General features: G+C 72.0%; 15 protein-coding genes. 7 read left to right on the forward strand and 8 right to left on the reverse strand.

Translation table 11 applies throughout. From position 1 onward, the window contains the following. Nucleotides 1–100: 100 nt before the first annotated feature. The 3 genes from WBK31_RS31180 (at nt 101) to WBK31_RS31190 (ending at nt 4661) form a co-directional block, all read left to right on the forward strand. Nucleotides 101–880, forward strand: a complete 780-nt coding sequence (locus WBK31_RS31180) for an SRPBCC family protein (protein ID WP_406673573.1) — start codon at nt 101–103, stop codon at nt 878–880. A gap of 77 nt (nt 881–957) precedes the next feature. Further along, complete coding sequence (locus WBK31_RS31185) at nt 958–3603, forward strand: CDP-glycerol glycerophosphotransferase family protein (protein WP_406673574.1); 2646 nt, start codon at nt 958–960, stop codon at nt 3601–3603. Continuing rightward, nucleotides 3600–4661, forward strand: coding sequence for a glycosyltransferase (locus WBK31_RS31190; RefSeq protein ID WP_406673575.1), 1062 nt, complete (start codon nt 3600–3602; stop codon nt 4659–4661). Before WBK31_RS31185 ends, WBK31_RS31190 begins: the two co-directional genes overlap by 4 nt. A gap of 15 nt (nt 4662–4676) precedes the next feature. Here WBK31_RS31190 and WBK31_RS31195 read toward each other — a convergent pair whose 3' ends face one another. From WBK31_RS31195 to WBK31_RS31205, 3 genes are read right to left on the reverse strand one after another with little or no spacing between them, the layout of a single operon-like run. Beyond that, the gene (locus tag WBK31_RS31195; RefSeq protein ID WP_364068465.1) at nt 4677–5714 is read right to left on the reverse strand and encodes a sulfotransferase; all 1038 of its coding nucleotides are present in this window, start codon (nt 5712–5714) and stop codon (nt 4677–4679) included. A gap of 21 nt (nt 5715–5735) precedes the next feature. Continuing rightward, complete coding sequence (locus tag WBK31_RS31200; RefSeq protein ID WP_378786173.1) at nt 5736–6638, reverse strand: CDP-alcohol phosphatidyltransferase family protein; 903 nt, start codon at nt 6636–6638, stop codon at nt 5736–5738. Between the two features lie 35 nt (nt 6639–6673). Then, nucleotides 6674–8152 carry a glycosyltransferase family 2 protein gene (locus WBK31_RS31205; protein ID WP_406673576.1) on the reverse strand — a complete coding sequence of 493 codons (1479 nt, stop codon included), beginning with the start codon at nt 8150–8152 and terminating at the stop codon, nt 6674–6676. Nucleotides 8153–8308: 156 nt separating this feature from the next. On the opposite strand from WBK31_RS31205, the gene WBK31_RS31210 reads away from it, so the two are divergent. Both WBK31_RS31210 and pseI read left to right on the forward strand, forming a co-directional pair. Next, nucleotides 8309–8800, forward strand: a complete 492-nt coding sequence (locus WBK31_RS31210; protein ID WP_364068471.1) for a GNAT family N-acetyltransferase — start codon at nt 8309–8311, stop codon at nt 8798–8800. Next, nucleotides 8797–9840, forward strand: a complete 1044-nt coding sequence (gene pseI, locus WBK31_RS31215) for a pseudaminic acid synthase (protein WP_406673577.1) — start codon at nt 8797–8799, stop codon at nt 9838–9840. The genes WBK31_RS31210 and pseI overlap by 4 nt, the downstream gene beginning before the upstream one ends. A 6-nt stretch (nt 9841–9846) precedes the next feature. Here the strand turns inward: pseI and WBK31_RS31220 are convergent, their stop codons facing one another. Together WBK31_RS31220 and WBK31_RS31225 are read right to left on the reverse strand one after the other, a co-directional pair. Beyond that, nucleotides 9847–10941, reverse strand: coding sequence for a hypothetical protein (locus WBK31_RS31220; RefSeq protein ID WP_364068475.1), 1095 nt, complete (start codon nt 10939–10941; stop codon nt 9847–9849). Then, complete coding sequence (locus tag WBK31_RS31225; protein ID WP_364068477.1) at nt 10938–11666, reverse strand: glycosyltransferase family protein; 729 nt, start codon at nt 11664–11666, stop codon at nt 10938–10940. Before WBK31_RS31225 ends, WBK31_RS31220 begins: the two co-directional genes overlap by 4 nt. Before the next feature lie 104 nt (nt 11667–11770). Here WBK31_RS31225 and pseB point away from each other — a divergent pair, with 104 nt between their 5' ends. Further along, nucleotides 11771–12748, forward strand: coding sequence for a UDP-N-acetylglucosamine 4,6-dehydratase (inverting) (pseB, locus tag WBK31_RS31230; RefSeq protein WP_364068479.1), 978 nt, complete (start codon nt 11771–11773; stop codon nt 12746–12748). Next, the gene (locus WBK31_RS31235; protein WP_378786166.1) at nt 12748–13872 is read left to right on the forward strand and encodes a DegT/DnrJ/EryC1/StrS family aminotransferase; all 1125 of its coding nucleotides are present in this window, start codon (nt 12748–12750) and stop codon (nt 13870–13872) included. Before pseB ends, WBK31_RS31235 begins: the two co-directional genes overlap by 1 nt. A 9-nt stretch (nt 13873–13881) precedes the next feature. Here the strand turns inward: WBK31_RS31235 and WBK31_RS31240 are convergent, their stop codons facing one another. From WBK31_RS31240 to WBK31_RS31250, 3 genes are read right to left on the reverse strand one after another with little or no spacing between them, the layout of a single operon-like run. Then, on the reverse strand, nt 13882–15768 hold the full coding sequence (locus WBK31_RS31240; protein ID WP_378786164.1) for a glycosyltransferase family 2 protein: 1887 nt from the start codon (nt 15766–15768) through the stop codon (nt 13882–13884). A 20-nt stretch (nt 15769–15788) separates the two neighbouring features. Then, nucleotides 15789–17486, reverse strand: coding sequence for a hypothetical protein (locus WBK31_RS31245; RefSeq protein ID WP_406673578.1), 1698 nt, complete (start codon nt 17484–17486; stop codon nt 15789–15791). Continuing rightward, entirely contained in the window at nt 17483–18493 is a 1011-nt protein-coding gene (locus WBK31_RS31250; RefSeq protein WP_378786163.1) for a hypothetical protein, read from the reverse strand. The genes WBK31_RS31245 and WBK31_RS31250 overlap by 4 nt, the downstream gene beginning before the upstream one ends. Nucleotides 18494–18590: the final 97 nt, after the last annotated feature.

The raw sequence follows: 18590 nt of genomic DNA on the forward strand, positions 1-18590 counted from the left end.
TCCCCATCCTCCGGGGCGCCCCGCCGTGCCGGGCGACCCGGTCTTCCAGGGTGTTTCCATCGCGACGTAGTGTCACAGCATCGGCAGAAGGAGCGGATCGATGGCGATGCGGTTCGAGCACGAGTTCACTGTTCCGGTCCCGATCGAGCAGGCGTGGGCCGTGCTGCTCGATGTCGAGCGGGTCGCGCCGTGCCTGCCGGGGGCGACGCTGGACACCTTCGAGGGTGACGAGTTCACCGGCAGGATGAAGGTCAAGGTCGGCCCGATCACGGTGACCTACCGGGGCACGGCCAGGTTCGAGGACGTCGACAAAGACTCCTACTCGCTCACGATCCAGGCGTCGGGCAAGGAGGCCAGGGGCACGGGCACCGCCTCGGCCACGGTCAAGGCCCGCATGCGGGCGCGCGGGGAGTCCACGCTGGTGACGGTGGAGACCTCGTTCAACGTCACGGGCAGGCCTGCGCAGTTCGGGCGCGGCGTGATGGCGGAGGTGGGCGGCAAGCTCATCGAGCGGTTCGCGGCCAATCTGGCCGAGCTGCTGTCGGAGCCCACCGTGGAGCAGGTGGAGCCGGCTGCAGCCGTCCGATGGCGGGCCGCACGAGGAGGAGCGGCACCTGAGCGCGGTCCCCGAAACCTCGCAGGAGGCGGCACAGCAGGCGGCACAGGAGGCTGCACAGCGGGCGGCCGAGGAGTCGGCACGGGAACGGCGGGTCGACTCGCTGCGCTCGTCCCGCACGCCCGACGAGGAGGCGCTCGACCTGCTGGAGATCGCCGGGCAGCCGCTGCTCAAGCGCGTCCTGCCGATCGCGGGCGCGGCGGCCGCGCTCCTTGTCATCATCTGGGTGATTCGCCGGATAATGCGGTGATTTTGGGCAAATAGTCCATCAAGTCCGGTCACTTCTCCCGGGCCGGGGGAAGTGCCATTCCCGCCGGGTTCGTCAAACGGGGGGATGTGCGATGCCGGATTGCACCGTGGTCGTGATCACCTACAACGACGCGGCCCGCCTGCCCAGAGCCGTACGTTCCGTGCTCGGCCAGTCGCTGCGCGACCTGGAAGTGATCATCGCCGACGACGCCAGCACCGACGGCACGCCCGAGGTGGCCCGGCGCCTGGTCGCGAGCGACCCCCGCGTCCGCTACCTGCGCAGGCAGGTCAACAGCGGCGGCTGCGGCGCGCCGCGCAACGACGGCATCGACGCCGCGCGCTCCCCGTACGTGATGTTCCTCGACAGCGACGACGAGCTGCCGAGGCACGCGTGCAAGAGCCTGCTCGCCGAGATCGAGCGGACCGGGGCCGAGTTCGTCGCCGGCCAGATCTCCCGGCTGCACGAGTCGAACGGCCGGCTGTACCCCTACTACCCGTCGCTGTTCGCCCGGCGGCGCGTGGTCGAGGGCATCAGGCAGGAGCCGGAGCTGTTCCTCGACAGCTTCAGCACCAACAAGCTCTACGACGTGCGGCTGCTGCGCGACCGCGTGCTGCGCTTCCCCGAGGACGTCCACTACGAGGACCACGTCTTCGCCGCCGAGCTGTACGCGGTGACCCGCAGGTTCGCGATCGTGCCGTGGACGGTCTACCACTGGCACCGCTCGACCGCGAACGACTCCATCTCGCTCAGCATCGCCGACCTGGAGAACGTGCGCCAGCGGGTGATCGCGGCCCGGCTGAGCGACGACATCCTGCGCGAGCACGGGGCCGCCGACCTGGTGCCGCACCGGCAGTACCGGTTCCTGCGCCAGGACCTACGGGTCTATCTCAACCCGCTGCCCGCCCGCGACCTGGTGTGGGTCAAGGGATTCGCCTCGATCGTGCGGCCGTACCTGGAGGAGATCCCCGGCGAGGTGCTCGACCGGCTGGACCCGCTGGACCGGGTCTGCTCCCAGCTCATCCTCGACGATCGGATCGAGGACCTGCGGGTGGCGGCGGGCTCGCTCACCGGGCCGCGCGCCGCCCCCAGGACGGCGGTGCAGCGCGGCGGGCGCACGTACTGGGGCAGCACGCCCTCCCCCGGCATGGACATCACCCGGCTGCGGCTGGCCGAGCTGCCGTTCAGCGCCTCCCGGCTGCGGCACGAGGTGATCGACCTGTCCTCCGACGGGCGGCGGGTGCGGATGACCGTGCGCACGTACGATCCGTTCGGCGCGCTGCCGCCGGAGTGGATGGCCTTCCTCCAGCTCGGCCGGCTGCGTGTGCCGATCGAGCCGCAGCCGTCGGCGGAGGGCGCGTACGTCACGCGTGTCGAGTTCACGCCGCCCGCCGCCAGGTGCGAGCCGCGCATCGGCTTCACCCGGCTCTCCGACGGGCTCACCACGACCGACCGGCTCATCGTGGACCCGCGTACCGAGCCGATCGAGCTGCGCGGCTGCACGGTCGGGGTCGAGGGGTACGCGGCCTACCTGTGCGTGCGCCCCGACTCGATCACCAGGGCGGTGCTGCGGCGGGTCAAGCAGAAGGTCATCAAGCGGATCAGCACGCCGCGGACGAAGCTGCTGGCGTACAAGCTGCTGGTCAGGGTGCTGCCGCCGCGCAAGAACCTGGCGCTGTTCGAGTCGGACGTCGGCAAGAACTACAGCGGCAGCCCGCGCGCCATCTACGAGGAGATGCGCCGGAGGCGGCTGCCCATCGAGGCGGTCTGGTCGGTGGCCAGGGGGCGCGGCAACTTCCCCGCCGACGCCAAGCTCGTCCGCAGGGGAAGCTGGCGCTACGTCTACACCATGGCCAGGGCCGGGATCTGGGTGGACAGTCACGGCTTCCCGCTCGACTACCCCAAGCCGCGCGGCACTCGCTACCTGCAGACCTGGCACGGCCAGGGCATCAAGTCGATCGGGTTCGACGCGCCCGACCTGCGCGGCGACTTCGACGGGCCGCGGGCGCGCTGGCGGGCCGCAGTGGCCAGGTGGGACGCGCTGGTCGCGCCGAGCGCGGAGTTCTCCCGGCTGTTCCTGCCGTCCAACGGCTACGCGGGCAAGGTGTACCGGTGCGGCACGCCCCGCTGCGACGCGCTGGTCAAGGCGGGCGGCCGCAGCGACGGCGCCCTTGAGGTGCTGCGGCGGCTCGAAGTGCCGCCGGGCAAGCGGGTCCTGCTGTACGCGCCGACGTACCGCGACCGGGCCAAGGGCAGCGGCCGGTCGGTGCGGGTGGACCTGGAGCTGCTGGCCGAGGAGCTGGCCGACGAGTGGGTGGTGCTGCTGCGCACGCACCCGGTCGAGCGCTACCGGCCACCCGAGCGCCTGCGGCACTTCGTCCGCCCCGCGGGCTCCTATCCGGAGATCAACGACCTCATGCTCGCCTCGGACGCGCTGCTGACGGACTACTCCTCCGTCATGTGCGACTACGCGCTGACCGGCAAGCCGATGGTGTTCTTCATCGACGACTGGGACGAGTACCGCCTGTCGGAGCGCGGCGTCTACCACGACCTGCCGTCCATCGCCCCAGGGCCATGCGTGACGACCACGGAAGAGCTGGCCGAGGTGCTGCGCCGCCTGCCCGCCGTGCACGAATCCTACGCCGAGCGCTACGCCGCCTTCCGCCGCATGTGGTGCGCGGAGGAGCGGGGCGACGCGGCGGCGCGGATCGTCTCCGACTTCTTCGAGGAGGCCCGGTGAGCAGCGTCGTGTTCACCTGCCTGGACGCCGACACGCTCGGCGGCATCCAGCAGGTCACCCACACCCTGGCGCAGGGGCTGGCCGAGCGCGGCCACGAGGTGCACGTCATCGGCCTGCACCGCACGGGCCGACCGTTCCGGTACGTGGACGCGCCCCGCTACCACCGGCACCTGATCAGCCGGCGGCCCGCCGACGGCCCGATCGCCCGCAGGCTGGCCGACCGGCGGCTGAGGGAGCTGCTACGGGAGATCCCGCCCGGCTACGCGGTGCTGACCTCGCCGTCCGTGGTGGCCCGCGTGTCGGGGCTGCTGCCGCGCGGCTTCCGGCCGATCGGCCAGTATCACGGCTCGTACGACCACGCCCGCGGCTGCTGGCACCTGGCCTCGATCCGCCGCCACTACCCGCCGCTCGACCAGGCGATCTTCCTCAGTGATGACGACGCCGTGCGCTTTTCTGAGCACGCGCTGCTGCCGAACGCGGGCGCGCTGCCGAACCCGCTGGCCCGCTGGCCGCAGGAGATGTCCAGGCTGGACGCGCCACGGGTGCTGGGAGTGGGCCGGCTTGAGGGGGTCAAGCGCTTCGACCGGCTGATCAGCGCGTTCGCCAGGTCGCAGGCGCCGCCGCCGTGGGAGCTGCACCTCATCGGCGACGGCGGCGAGCTGGAGCGGCTGCGCGCGCACGCCGAGCGCGAGGGCGTGGCCGATCGCGTGGTGTTCCGCGGGGTGGTGCCCGCCGAGCGCATGCCGGGCGAGTATCTCAACGCCTCGATCCTGGGGCTGACCAGCGAGCACGAGGGCCTGCCGATCGTGCTGCTCGATTCGGCCGCGCACGGGGTGCCCGCGGTGGCGTTCGACGTGTCGGGCGGTGTGCGCTCCGCCGCGCCGGTGCTGGTGCCGCCCGGCGACGTGGCGGCGTTCGCGGCGGAGCTGGCCCGGCTGGTGTCGGACGAGGAGGAGCGGCGCAGGCTGGGCGCCGACGCCCGCGCACGGGCCGAGGCGTTCCGCCTCGACCACGTGCTGGACGGCTGGGAACGGGTCTTCGCCCACATCGAGCGCTGACCCGGGCCGAGCCGGTCACACCGGCTCGGTGAGCTCCTTGCGCTGCTGCGGCACGCCGGCCAGCGACCGCTGCCGCGAGGTGAGCAGGGCGGCGACCGGGCTGGGCTCGCGCAGCCGGTTGATCCGGTCGCGCATGTGCTTGCGCATCCTGCTCGCCTTGCGCTTCTGCATCGTCTTCTGGGCCGTGGTGATGTGCTCCTTGGACGGCTTGGGCGCGCCGCTCAGCTCGTAGCCCATCGACTCCAGGCGGTCGCCGAGCATGTGCTCGCACAGCGAGATCTCCCAGGGCTCCAGCCGGTTGGCCCAGCTGCCGACCCGGCTGCGGGTGACCTCGCGGTGGGTGTTGCTGTGCCAGACCTTGTGCTGCGGCACGGCCACGCTGGCCGCCTCGCGCGGCGAGATCATCGCGGGCGAGAATTCCTCGTCGAGGAAGTGGCAGAGCTTCTTCAGCTCGGTCATCGGGTCGTCGGTGAGGTCTTCGTAGCGCAGCTCGTAGTAGGTGTCGTCGGGCAGCGTACGGCGCAGCTTGCCGCCGGCGTCGATGGCCTCGGCCCAGGTCGAGATGGCGTGGAAGGAGTCGAGGGTGTACCAGGGCATCTCCTTCAGCGAGGCCACGCAGTCGCGGCCGTCCCTGATGAGGTGGATGAACTGGGCGTCGGGGAAGAGCCTGAGCAGCATGTCGACCTGCTTGACGTAGCTGGGCCGCTTGTCACCCCAGCGGACCTTGTCGAAGCGGTCGGCGTACATGCGGAAGGCGGTGCCGAACACCGAGCCGAGCGAGCCGGGGCCTTCGACGACCTGCTGGACGAACTCGTCCTTGTCGATCTTCAGCTCGCGGAACTTCGTGCTGCGGTCGGTCGCGATCCACTGCGCCAGCGCGCGGCGCCGCTGGGGGACCCGCAGGTCGCCCCACTTGCGGCGGCGGTAATAAGCGGGAACGAGGAAGCGCGTCTCCGGCGGCACCGCGATGCGCGGGTGCGAGTGGAGCATGAGCTGGAGCATCGTGGTGCCGGACCGCGGGCATCCGATGACGAAGACTGGCCGGTCGTTCATGTCGTACTAACCCCCGAAAACTTAGACGAGAACGTGCTCTCGGCTCTGCTGAGGCGAGCCCACGCCGTGCCTGCGCGTGAAGAGCCACATCCGGTACACAAGGAAGACCTCGTTGGCGAGCAGCAGCGCCCCCGACGTCGCGGCGAGCGGGATGAGCGCCCACGCCCCCGCGATGGGCGCGATCACGAACACCGCCGCGTGAAACTCGATGCCGCTCACGAGGTGCGAGCGCACGCGATGACGGGCCAGGAACCTGTTGAGCCTGCGGAAGAACCGGTGGAAGGTCCGCGACCGGGGCGTACGCCCCCGCGGCTCGCCCTCCGGGTGCTCGGTGAGGAAGGGATCCGGGCCGACCGGGTCCACCCCGAGTGGATCGGCCCCTAGTGGATCGGCGCTGATCTGCTGCGGGCCGCCCAGGAGGTGCGGTTCGGCCTCCTGCCGTTCCTCTCTGATGGCCTCGCGCACGCGCTTCATCTGCGGTGCGTTGACGTATCTGAACAGGTCCAGGACCGCCACCGCCGCGCCGAGCACGACGTAGCGCACGTCGCCTGTCAGCGCGTACTGCCCGTACGCCAGCCCCCCGGCGCACAGGACGACCCTGATGCGATCCCCCACGTAGTCCAGCCAGAGGCCGAACGGCGTGCCCGTGCCCTTCAGCCGGGCGATTTTGCCGTCCACGCAGTCGATCATGAAGCTCAGATAGAAGAAGCCCGCGCCCGCTATGAGGTGGTTCGCCGCGAAACATGCGGCCGACACCGTGCCGAGGACCAGCGAGAGCACGGTGAGGGCGTTGGGCGTGAGCCGGGTGTGGTTGGCGACGGGAAGGGCGACCCGGCAGGCGACCGGATCCACGAAATAGACGGTCCACCAGGAGTCTCTCCGCTTGCGTGTCTCGTAGACGTCATCCAGCGAATAGGTCCTCATGGATCCCAGCATGACCACGCGACGCGCCGAAGCGATTACGCTCTGGAACTACTGGGGGATGTCCATGCCTGTTCTTGACCATCCCGGCACTGACCCCAGCGACGACCACCGCCACGTTCCCCCGACTCCCCGTCGCGGCACCAGCCCTTGAAGACCAGGCCGCGCATCTCGGCCCGCACGCCGAGCTTCCAGGGGCGGGCGGCGCCGGCCAGGCGGGCGGGGTCCACGGTCGCGATGACGCCGTAGCGGCCCTTGCGCCGCACCTCCAGCGGCACCCTGCGGCGGCCGTCGCTGAGCCAGAGGTTCACCTTGGGCACCTTGCGGTCCACCCGGTGGATGCCGACGTGGACGCGCAGCCGGTACTCACCGCCCGTCCACGTCCACTCCTCGACCTTGGCGATCAGCTTGAGCTCGTCGCGGGCGTCGAACACCTCGTCGGGGATGCGCAGGCGGCGGTCGCGGAAGAACGGGTAGTCGCCGTACCAGCCGGTCGTGCGCCAGCCGCGCGGCACCACGCGGGCGCTGTCCTCGCGTCCGCGACGGAACTCCCGCACGGTGCGCAGCTCCCGCAGCAGCCCGCGCCGCAGCAGGTGCAGCTCAAGGCGGCGCAGCGAGGGCGCGCTCGCCAGCACGTGCGGCCCCAGCTCGGCCAGCCAGGCCCGGCCCAGCTCCAGCAGCGGCCCCGGGTCCTGCGATCCCTCCGCGCACCGCTCCAGGGCCTGGAACAGGAAGACCGTGTCCTTCTCCAGCACGAGCGCGTCGAACCCGTCGAGCAGCTCGGGCGCGCGGTCGTCGAGGAACGTGCGCACCGAGCGGATGGCCGACAGCCGCTCCTGGAGGTTGGGCAGCTCGGAACGGCGCTGGGTGATCGAGGTGCCGCCCTCCTCGCGTTTGCGCCAGTGGTAGACGACGTCGCCGACCATGTCCACGCCGGTCGCGAGCACGTGGGCCTGCATGGCGACCGGCACGTCCTCGTAGATGCCGGCGGGGAAGCGCAGGCCGCAGCGGTCCCAGAAGGCGCGCCGGTACACCTTGTTCCAGACCGTGCGGTCCCTGATCAGGACCGGCTTGTCGGTGATGTGCGTGCACAGGTGCGGCCTCCTGAACACCTTCTCGTGCAGGACCGACTCTTCGAGCTCGCCGTCCACGAGCCGCCGCACGGCGCCGGTGGCGAGGTCGGAGCCGGTCTCGGAGAGCGTGCCGACCAGCCGCTCGTACGCCTCGGGCGGCACCACGTCGTCGCCGTCGGCGAAGGCCAGGTACGTGCCGCGCGCCCTGGCGATGCCCCGGTTGCGCGCAGGACCCGGCCCCATGTTGTGCTGGACGACCAGGACGAAGCGGCTGTCGCGCGCGGCGAAGTCCTCGGCGACGCGCCCGCCGCCGTCGGTGGAGCCGTCGTCCACGACGATCACCTCGATGTCCTCAAGGGTCTGCGCCGCCAGCGACTTCAGGCACTCGGTCAGGTACGGCTCCACGTCGTGAATGGGGACGACCACGCTGAGCAGGGGGATCATGCCTTATTGCTCCTTGCACTCGGTGTGCGTTCGAGGGCAGCATGCCGTGGCGCCCGCCCCGCCTACGCCTGCGATGGCCGTCCCTGATGAGCTCTTTACCGAGCACGTAATCCGCTACGTTGTGCAAAGGATCGAGCACGAACGGTAGGGGGAGCCGTGTTGAGAGCAGCCCGCGAGGACGACCTGCCGGCCATGCGCCACTGGCGCAACCACCCTCGGGTCCGCGCCACCAGCTTCACCACGCACGAGATCACGCCGGACGAGCACGCCCGCTGGTGGGCGGCCACCCGCGCCGACACGAGCAGACGCGTGCTGATCTACCACCACGAGGGGGCCGCCGCCGGGGTCGTCACCTACACCGGCATCGCGGGCGGCGCCGCCCACTGGGGCTACTACCTCGACCTCGACGGCCTGGAGCGGCAGGGGCTGCTGCTGCCCGCCTGGATCGGCCTGGAGCGCGCGGCCATCCAGCACGCCTTCGGCCCGCTCGGGCTGACCACGCTGCGCGGCGAGGTGCTGGCCGGCAACGAGCCGGTGCTGCGGCTGCACCGGCGGTTCGGCTTCGCCGAGGTGGGCTCCTACCGGCGCGAGATCGACGGCGTGCCGCGCGACGTCGTCACCATCGAACTCAGGAAGGAGCACGCATGATCTCCATCGGGGGGCGGCCGATCGGGCCCGGGCATCCGCCGTTCGTCGTCGCCGAGATGTCCGGCAACCACAACGGCAGCCTGGAGCGGGCGCTGGCCATCGTGGACGCGGTGGCCGACGCCGGGGCCCACGCGCTGAAGCTGCAGACGTACACGCCCGACACGCTGACCGTCGACTGCGACGCGCCCGCGTTCCGGGTGGGCGACGAGCACGAGCTGTGGGGCGGCGAGACGCTCTACCGGCTCTTCGAACGCGCCAGCACGCCGTGGGAGTGGCACCGGCCGATCTTCGAGCGGGCCCGCGAGCGCGGGCTCGTCGCGTTCTCCGCGCCCTTCGACCCCACGGCGGTCGAGCTGCTGGAGAAGCTGGAGACGCCGGCGTACAAGATCGCCTCGTCGGAGATCGTGGACCTGCCGCTGATCCGGCTCGCGGCCAGCACCGGCAAGCCGCTCATCATCTCGACCGGCATGGCCACCGCCGCCGAGATCGACGCCGCCGTCGCGGCGGCCAGGGGCGCCGGGTGCACGCAGCTCGCCGTGCTGTCCTGCACGGCCACCTATCCCGCGCCGCCCGGCGAGAGCAACCTGCGCTCGCTGCCGCTGCTGTCCGCGCTCACCGGCGCGGTGGTGGGTCTGTCGGATCACACGCCGGGCATCGGGGCCGCGCTGGCGGCGGTCGCTCTGGGCGCGTGCGTGATCGAGAAGCACGTGACGCTGTCGCGGGCCGACGGCGGCGTGGACGCCGCGTTCTCGCTGGAGCCGGCCGAGCTGGCCGCGCTGGTGGCCGAGAGCGAGCGGGCCTGGCAGGCGCTGGGCGAGCCGGTGATCGGGCCGCGGCCGTCGGAGCGTGAGGGGCTGCGGTTCCGTCGTTCTCTGCATGTCGTACGCGATGTGCGGGCGGGCGAGCCGGTCACCCCTGAGAACGTGCGCTCGATCCGGCCCGCCGGTGGGCTGCATCCCGACGCTTTCGACCAGGTCGTGGGACGGCGGTTCGTCCGTGATGTTCCGCTCGGTACGCCGCTGAGCTGGGATCTGATCTAGCGCCACTCACGGCTGGATCCGAGGCTTCAGCAGGAGCCGGCGTTTCGGCAGGAGGGCGAGGAGGGCGTCGGCGACGCGCTCCCTGCCTTTGCCGTCCACCAGCCCCCGGCCTCGGCCGCCGAGCTCGTCGCGGGCGGCGGGGTCGGCGAGCAGCCGCGCCAGCACGCCGGTGGCCTCGCCACAGGGGGACGGGCCGAGCGGGGCGGCCGCGCCCAGGCCGACCAGTTCCTCGTAGCCGATGAGCTGGTTGTCGGCCACCCAGGTCAGCGCCGTCGGGACGCCGAGGTGCAGCAGCTCCCAGACGGCCGAGCCCGCCGCCGTCACCACCAGGTCGGCCGCCGCCATCAGCTCGGGCAGCCGGTCGGTGGGCGGGATGACGGCGATCGAGCCGGCGTCGAACGGCGCCGGGCTGACGACCGTACCGGAGAAGGGCAGGCCGGTGGCGTTGAGCGCGTCCGCCCAGCGAGGGGCGACGCCCGCGCTGTCAGTGCCGCCGAAGAAGCAGAGCACGCGCGGCGGTCCCGGCTCGCGCGGTGGCCGCGTACGCGCCCGCACGCTGTCGCGCAGCAGCACGTAACGGGCGCCGGCAAGCCGCCGGCCCGGCAGCGTGAAGGGCCGTCGCTCGGCCCCGAGGTTCTGGTCGAGGTAGAGGTCGGCCTCCTGGCCGAGCGGGTCGCCGTCGATGATGGCCAGCACCGGCAGGCCCGCCGCCCTCAGCGTCGCCCCGGTGTCCTGCGGCAGCGCGTACGAGTCGAGTACCACCGCGTCCAAGGCCAGCTCGCGGGCCAGTGCCGCCAGGCCGGCGGGCTCGCCAGGGGCCGGGACCAGCGGCAGCCCGCGCCCGTCGAGCTGGGCCCGCGCCCACGGCGAGTCGCGTACCTCGCCCAGGAAGACGACCTCGACGCCGCGGGTGACCAGCTCCTCCGCGAGCGCCACGCAACGTACGAGATGGCCGACCCCGCTGCGCGCGCCCGCGTCACAGCGCACCCCGACGCGCACCGCCCCGCCCGGCACCTCGCCCGAAGACCCGCCCGGCACCTCGCCCGAAGACCCGCCGGGCGAACCGCCCGGCACGGCCGCGCCCAGAGACCCGGCGCTCACGCGTCCTGGAGTGCCTTCTGCCGGACGTGGGCGTTGAGACCGCACACCTCGGGATGCTCGCGCAGCCACCCGATCAGCGTTCTCGCCGGGACGCACCGGTCGCCGAGCGCGGCGACGACGGCGGAGATCAGCCGCCAGTCGTCCTCGGTGTCGAGCGTCACCCGCAGGTCGCCGGCCGCCGGGCGGTAGGTGAGGCCGAGCAGCCGGGACTCGCCGGGATGCTCGTACAGGTAGGAGGTGACGTGGGTGCGGTGGAAGCCGGTGGCCTCACGGTCGGCCCTGGCCAGCGCGGAGCGCCCGGCGATCTCGACGTCGAGCCCGCGCGGCAGCGTGCGCTCCAGGCTCGTGCTCAGGTAGTCGAGCCCGGGAACGGCGCGGAAGACCAGCGCGGCCTCCCTGATCACGGCCGGGTCGAGCAGCGGGCAGTCGGCGGTGAACCGCATGACCGCGTCGCACCGGCGCCCGTCCAGCGCCTGCACGAACCGGGTCAGCACGTCGTCGACCGGCCCCCGGTGGCAGGCCACGCCGAGCCGGTCGCACTCGCGGGCCACCGCGTCGTCGGCCTGCTCGGTGGTGGTGGCGACGAGCAGGTCGTCGAGCGCGCCCGCCTCGCGCGCCGCGCGTACGACCCAGGCGAGCACCGAGCGCCCGCCCAGCTCGCGCAGCACCTTGCCGGGCAGCCGCGTCGATCCCATCCGAGCCTGGATGATCCCCACAATCCGCACCGAAGCCCCAATCCCCCGTGTGACTCTTCGTCATCGTGTGGTCGCGCTATGCTACCGGCTTGCCACGACGACTACAGCGCCGTCCGGCGCACTCAGGGGGCCACGTGAGCATTCTCAGTGGATCGTCGATTCTGATCACCGGAGGCACGGGGTCCTTCGGCAAGGCCTTCATCCGCCACGCGCTCGACTCGCTCGGGGTCCGCCGCCTGGTGGTCTTCTCCCGCGACGAGCTCAAGCAGTACGAGAGCAAGCAGCTCTTCGGCGACGACGAGCGCCTTCGCTGGTTCATCGGCGACGTACGCGATCGCGACCGCCTCACCCGCGCCATGCACGGCGTCGACCACGTCGTCCACGCCGCCGCGCTCAAGCAGGTCGACACCGCCGAGTACAACCCGTTCGAGTACGTCCGCACCAACATCGCCGGGTCGCAGAACGTCGTGGAGGCCGCCATCGACTGCGGCGTGCGCAAGGTCGTGGCGCTCTCCACCGACAAGGCGAGCAGCCCCATCAACCTCTATGGGGCCACCAAGCTGGTCGCCGACAAGCTGTTCGTCTCGGCCAACCACTACGCCGCCGCCCACGAGACCCGCTTCTCCGTCGTGCGCTACGGCAACGTCGTCGGCAGCAGGGGCTCGGTGGTGCCGCTCTTCCAGCGCCTGGCCGAGCAGGGCGGCAGCCTGCCGATCACCGACAAGCGCATGACGAGGTTCTGGATCACGCTGGAGCAGGCCGTCAGGTTCGTGGTCGACTCGTTCGACCTGATGCAGGGCGGCGAGCTGTACGTTCCGCGCATCCCCAGCATGCGCATCACCGACCTCGCCGAGGCGCTGGCGCCGGGCAGCCCGATCTACGAGATCGGCGTGCGGCCGGGCGAGAAGCTCCACGAGGAGATGATCGGCCCCGACGACAGCCGCAGGGCGCTGCGCCTGGCCGACCGCTACGTCGTCCAGCCGACCATCGCCACCTGGGGCTACAAGCCGCCGGAGGGCGGCGAGACCCTGCCGGAGGGCTTCTCCTACCGCTCCGACACCAACGACCAGTGGCTGTCGGTCGACGACCTGCGCGCCATGGTGAACGGCTGATGCTGCCCTACGGCCGCCAGTCGATCGACGAGTCCGACGTCGAGGCCGTCGCCGAGGTGCTGCGCGGCGACTGGCTGACCACCGGGCCCGCGGTCGGCAGGTTCGAGGCGGAGCTGGCGTGGTGGACGGGCGGCGTGCCGTGCGTGTCGGTCACCTCGGGCACCGCCGCGCTCCACGTCGCCTACGTCGCGGCCGGGGTGGGCGCGGGCGACGAGGTCATCACCTCGCCGCTGACGTTCGTCGCGACGGCCTCGACGGCGGCGCTGCTCGGCGCGCGGGTGGTCTTCGCCGACGTGCAGCCCGACACCGGCAACCTCGACCCCGACGCCGCCGCCGCGCTCGTCACCTCCAGGACTCGGGCGATCACCGCCGTCGACTACGCCGGCCATCCCGCCGACTACGACGAGCTGCGCGAGGTGGCCGGGCGTTGCGGGGCGGCGCTGGTGGCCGACGCCGCGCACTCGCTCGGGTCGGCGTACAAGGACCGGCCGGTGGGGTCGCTCGCCGACCTGACCACGTTCTCGTTCTTTCCCACCAAGAACGTCACCACGGCCGAGGGCGGCGCGGTGGCGGCGGCCGACCCCGCCATGCTGCGGCGCGCGGCCCGCTTCAGGAACCACGGCCTGGTCAGGGAGCCGGCCGAGCAGCGTCACCCCGACGAGGGCGGCTGGCACCAGGAGGTGCACGCGTTCGGGCTCAACTACCGGCTGCCCGACGTGCTGTGCGCGCTCGGCATCAGCCAGCTCCGCAGGCTCGCGCGCTTCCGCGAGCGGCGGGCTCGGCTGGTCGCCCGTTACGACACGCTGCTGCGCGACGTGCCGGGGCTGACGCTGCCCGCGCAGCGCGCCTACGTCAGCCCCTGCCGGCACCTCTATCCGGTCAGGATCGGCGGCGGGCGGCGGCGCGAGGTCTACGACCGCATGCGCGCGGCCGGCATCGGCGTGCAGGTCAACTACGTACCGGCCTACTGGCATCCGGTGTTCGAAGACCTCGGCTACCGCCGCGGCCTGTGCCCCGGCGCCGAGTCCTACTACGCCGAGGAGCTGTCGCTGCCGCTGTGGCCCGGCATGACCGACGCCCAGCAGGACCGCGTCGTCGAGACGCTGGCGGGCATCCTGCGCTGAGCCCGGTCGTCAGCGCTCGGCCAGCAGCAGGCAGCCGTCCTCACTGCGGTCGATGAGGAAGCGGCGCTCGTCCACGGTCGTGATGGTGCGCTGCCGCGAGCGTACGATCGGGCGCAGCGGGCGGCCCTGGTCGATCATCACTTCCCACCACGACTCGTGGCCCACGCACTCGTCGATGCCGGCCAGCGGGACGCATGCGCTGAACTTCTGGCCGTCCAGCTCCACCGGGAAGTACATCTCCTCGCCATCGCTCTTGCGCCGCAGGCGCAGCACGGGCTCGCCGTCGCCCAGGTCGGTGAGCCGTCCCGACAGCAGCAGGTCGCCGCCGTCCACCCGGCAGTCGCCGATGACCGCCTGTGCGGTGCGCACCCGGATGCCCCAGGCTCCCTTGGCGCTGCGTACCGGCACCAGCCACACCCCCGACGTGCGGCGCGGCGCGGGTATCAGCGGCGGCAGCCAGCGCGGCCCGGCCACCCGGCACTCAAGGCGCAGCCCGCCGCCTTTCACCCGCACGTGCAGATCCCACTGGCCGTGCCGGGCGAGCTGCCCCCGCGACATCACCTCCGGGTCGAAGGCGAACCTGAACGGGAAGGCGTGCTCGGGCGCGCGGACGCCGTCCTCCTGCTCGACATCCTCCCAGGTGGGGAAGCTGTCGTTCTCCGACAGCACGACGGTGTCGCCGGTGCCGCGCTCGCGCAGCCACGTACGCACCCGCGCCCGCCGCAGGTCGCCCACGTCGAACCTGCCGACCGCGACCCGGCCCGCGCCGTGCAGCACGCCGTCGTGCCAGTCGAGGCTGACCAGCCTGGCCTGCAGGCCCAGCTCCTCCGAGACCTCCGACAGGTGTCCCGGCATGGCGGGGTGGCGGCCGTACCAGCGCTTGCGCAGCCACCCCGACGAGCCGACCTTCGGCAGCAGCCGGCCCTGCCTGGCCTCGGCGTAGACCCGCGACAGCTCGCCGAGCCTGCGCCGGTGCAGCAGGTGCACCATCAGGCGGTGCTCGAACGGGATGCTCAGCCACGCCTCACGCGACACGCCGTCGAGATAGCGGGCGGCCAGGTCCACCAGGTCGGGTTCGGCGTCCTCGCCCATGGCGGCCATCGCCTCCACCGCGACCGTCATGTCGATGTCCAGCGTGTCGCGGTCGAAGTCGGTCTTGAGCCCGGGGGCGCAGCGCGCCAGCAGCTCGGCCGTCTGCGTCACCGACAGCAGGCGGTCGCGCAGGTTGGCCGGCGCAAGGCGGCGCTGGGTGATCGAGGCGTTCTGCTCGTCGCGCTGCCGCCAGTGGTAGACGACCCTGGCCAGCACGTCCACCGACTCGGCACCGACGTGGGCGGCCATGGCGACCGGCTGGTCTTCGTACATGCGCTCGGGGAAGCTCAGGCCGAGGCGGTCCCAGAAGGAGCGGCGGTAGACCTTGTTCCACAGCATGCGGTCGCGGACCAGCAGCGGATGCCGGGTGATGTGGGTGCGCTTGGCCGGTTTGGCGAACGCCTGCCGGTGCGCCCACGACGGGATGAGCAGGTTGCGGTAGAGCCGCATCACGTTGCCGCAGGCAAGATCGGAGCCCGTCGTCTCCAGCGAGGACACCATGCGCTTGAACGCGTCGCGCGGCACGGTGTCGTCGCCGTCCACGAACGCCAGGTAGGTGCCCGTCGCATGGCGTACGCCCACGTTGCGGGCGTGGCCCACCCCGTGATTGTCCTGGCTGAGCAGCTTGATGCGCGGGTCCTGCGCCATTCTGGCCTCGACGGCGGCGGCCCCCTCGTCGCCGCTGCCGTCGTCCACGCAGATCACCTCCAGGTCGTCCAGCGTCTGCGCGGTGATGGAGTCAAGGCAGGGTCCGATGTACTTCTCGACGTTGTGGAACGGGACGATCACCGAAAGAACCGGCACAGGAGCTCCTCATCGTGTGGTCAGCCGGACAGCAGCCGCATGACGCGGCGGGCGACCTTGCGGGGGCGGGCCAGTCGGCGGGAGAGGCGGTATCCGAGCGTTCTGCGGTAGGCGGTGGCCTTGCGCTGCGTCCTGCGCAGCTTGGCCTTGGCCCGCACCAGCTCGCGCTCGCGGTAGGACAGCTTGGTCTCCAGGCGGGAGATCCTGGCGAGGGCGGCGGTGAGCTGGTCGGCGAGCCGGTCGCGGGCGCCCAGCAGATCCCGGTACGTCGGCGCGTGCTCGCCCAGCTCGGCCGGCTGGCCCAGCTCGGCGTCCAGCTTGCGTGCCAGGTCGAGGTCACCGTGGTCGCAGGGCCGCTCGGCCATGCCGCACAGCGTCAGCGCGAGCTGGTCGGCCTGCAGCGGCCACGGCCACGGATGGTGGTGCCCGGCCGCGAGCAGCCGGACCGCGAACCGCCACAGGATCCGGCACAGCACCACGCGCGGCTCCTGCGGCGTGACCGGGGCGGCGGGCGGGTTGACCGCGGCGAAGCGCTCGCCGTCGTAGACCAGGCTGTCGGTCGCCGCCGACACCTCACCGCTTCGCTCCAGCCACTCGGCCAGCGACGACAGCAGCTCGCGCACGGTCTTGACGTCCTCGCGGGCGCACGCCTCGACCAGGATCTCCTCGACCACGCGGCCTGCGGGGACCGGGCGCTCCTCGCCGTCGGGCAGGCGCCTGGTGCCGTGTCCGGTCAGCTCGTACAGGGACCGCCCCTCCTCGATGAGGCCGAGCGGCAGCTCCACCGGATGCGCCGGGTGCCCGCTTTCCGCCGGCGCCGGCTGCACCCGGTCACCGCTGTCCGCGGACACCGGCCCCGACGGCGCCGGATGCGCCTGGTCGGCGGTGAGCGGCGGGCGCGTGGCGACGGCCAGCCACAGCGGTGCCAGCTCCTCGCCGAGCCCGTGCCTGAAGACGAGCCTGGTCAGGCTGAGCGGGTCGGCCACCAGCATGCGGTCGCTCTCCCGGGCGCTCAGCGGGAACGTCAGCGCCTCGGGCAGCTCGCCCGCCAGCGCCTCGCGCGACAGCAGCGAGCGCGGCGCCTCCCGGTCGGGGTAGGCGGCGTAGCAGCGCTGCGGGCTCAGCCCCGCCGACTCCAGCCCGTGGTCCAGCGCCGCCGGGCCGCCCGGGTAGCTGGGGTCGAAGCCGTGCGGCGCCCACTGGTCGTCACCGCACTCGCGGTCGGCGGGCCTGGCCTCGATGAACCGGTCGATGCCGAGATCGTTGCGCACCACGAGGACCAGCCGGCCGCCCGGTCTGGTCAGCCCGGCCAGCGCGGCCAGCGACTCGCTCCACGCCGACGCGGGCGCCTCCGCCGAGTGCGTACGCAGCAGGCCGTCGAGCGCCAGCACCAGGTCGTACGGCTCGGCGACGTCCAGCGCCTCAAGCCGCCCGCAGAACACCTCCAGCTCCGGGTGCCGCTCCCCCAGGGCGCGGGCGTCGGGGAACGAGCGCACCAGCGCCGCCGCCGAGCCCGCCCTGGCCACCACGTCGTCCACCACCTGCTCCGGGTGCGGGCCCACCAGCAGCACCCTGCCGTCCGGGGGCACCAGCCGCCTGATCAGCTCCAGTGCCGCGCCGCGCCACTCGGTGACGCCCCCGATGCCTGACATGTCCGACCAGAGCAGCATCTCGCCGCCGATCAGCCGTACGTTCGCGGGCGCCTCGTTCACGCTCATCTCCGCACTCCACCCCGCTCGCCCGCTTCAGCCCCCTTGAGTCCGGCCGCCGCCTTCGGCAGGTCGGCACGGACCGCCGCGCCCGCCCCGGAACGTGCGCCCTCCTCGGAACGTGCGGCGGCCCCGGAACGTGCGGCCGCCTTCGGGAGGTCGGCACGGACCGCCGCGCCCGCTCCGGGATGGGTGGCCGCGGCGGTGGGCCGGGGGCGGCGTCTCGTCACCGCCGCCGACGGTGCGTTGCGGGCCCGCTTCCATCCGAACATTCGCCGTAGCTCCTCCGGTGTCGCCTGATACTCGAATCCCAGCTCGCGCCGCGCCACCTCGGCCGCCAGCTCGGTATCGACCTGCGTGCCGTGCAACTCGGGCCAGAGCCGCATGCGGCGGGCGGTGCCGCCGTACTCGGGCCGCTCGTCCTCGTACTGCATCGGGTCTCCGTAGACGGCGACCTCGCAGCCGACGGACGCGCCGTAGAACAGCGCGCTGCCGAGCCGGTTGGAGGCCACCCTGCGGTGGCGCCGCAGCTCGACGAGCTGCTTGCGCAGGAAGTCGCGGCCTCTCGCGTCCCAGCGGGAGCCGCGCTCACCGTGACAGATGACCCGGAACCCCCTCGATTCGTACGCCCGCCGAATGTCCGGATTTGCGAATTCCAACCAATAAAGGCAGACCGTTACCGGGCCAATCTCGACATCTCGGATTTCATCGGCGAGCCTGGCATGGTCTCCGCTGACGGAATACTTCTCCCAGCCATGAAAGGGATACCAGATCGTACCCTCGCGATCCTGCCGTACGCCGAGGTCGGGCTCCAGGTAAAGAAGGTAGATCCACGGCGCGCCGATGAGATAGTGCCCCCGCCGGCCCATCGACCATCCCCTGCGGCGCAGCACGTCCGACCAGATGAAACGCGGATATCCCGGGCTGCACCAGTGGTCGTTCGGCGGAAATCCATGCAGATAGTTCCATCCATGCTGGAGGAAACCTTGAATGCGCTTTGGCGCCTCATCCGGCATGCCACAGTATCTGCCGAGAATGCGGGAGTGCCCGTACCAGTGATTAGATTCGTCCATCATTCCCCCCGTACGGCTGGCGTGTCCTTCCCGACATTCC

Source organism: Nonomuraea sp. N2-4H, assembly GCF_045291505.1.
In the GTDB taxonomy this organism is placed as follows: domain Bacteria; phylum Actinomycetota; class Actinomycetes; order Streptosporangiales; family Streptosporangiaceae; genus Nonomuraea; species Nonomuraea fastidiosa.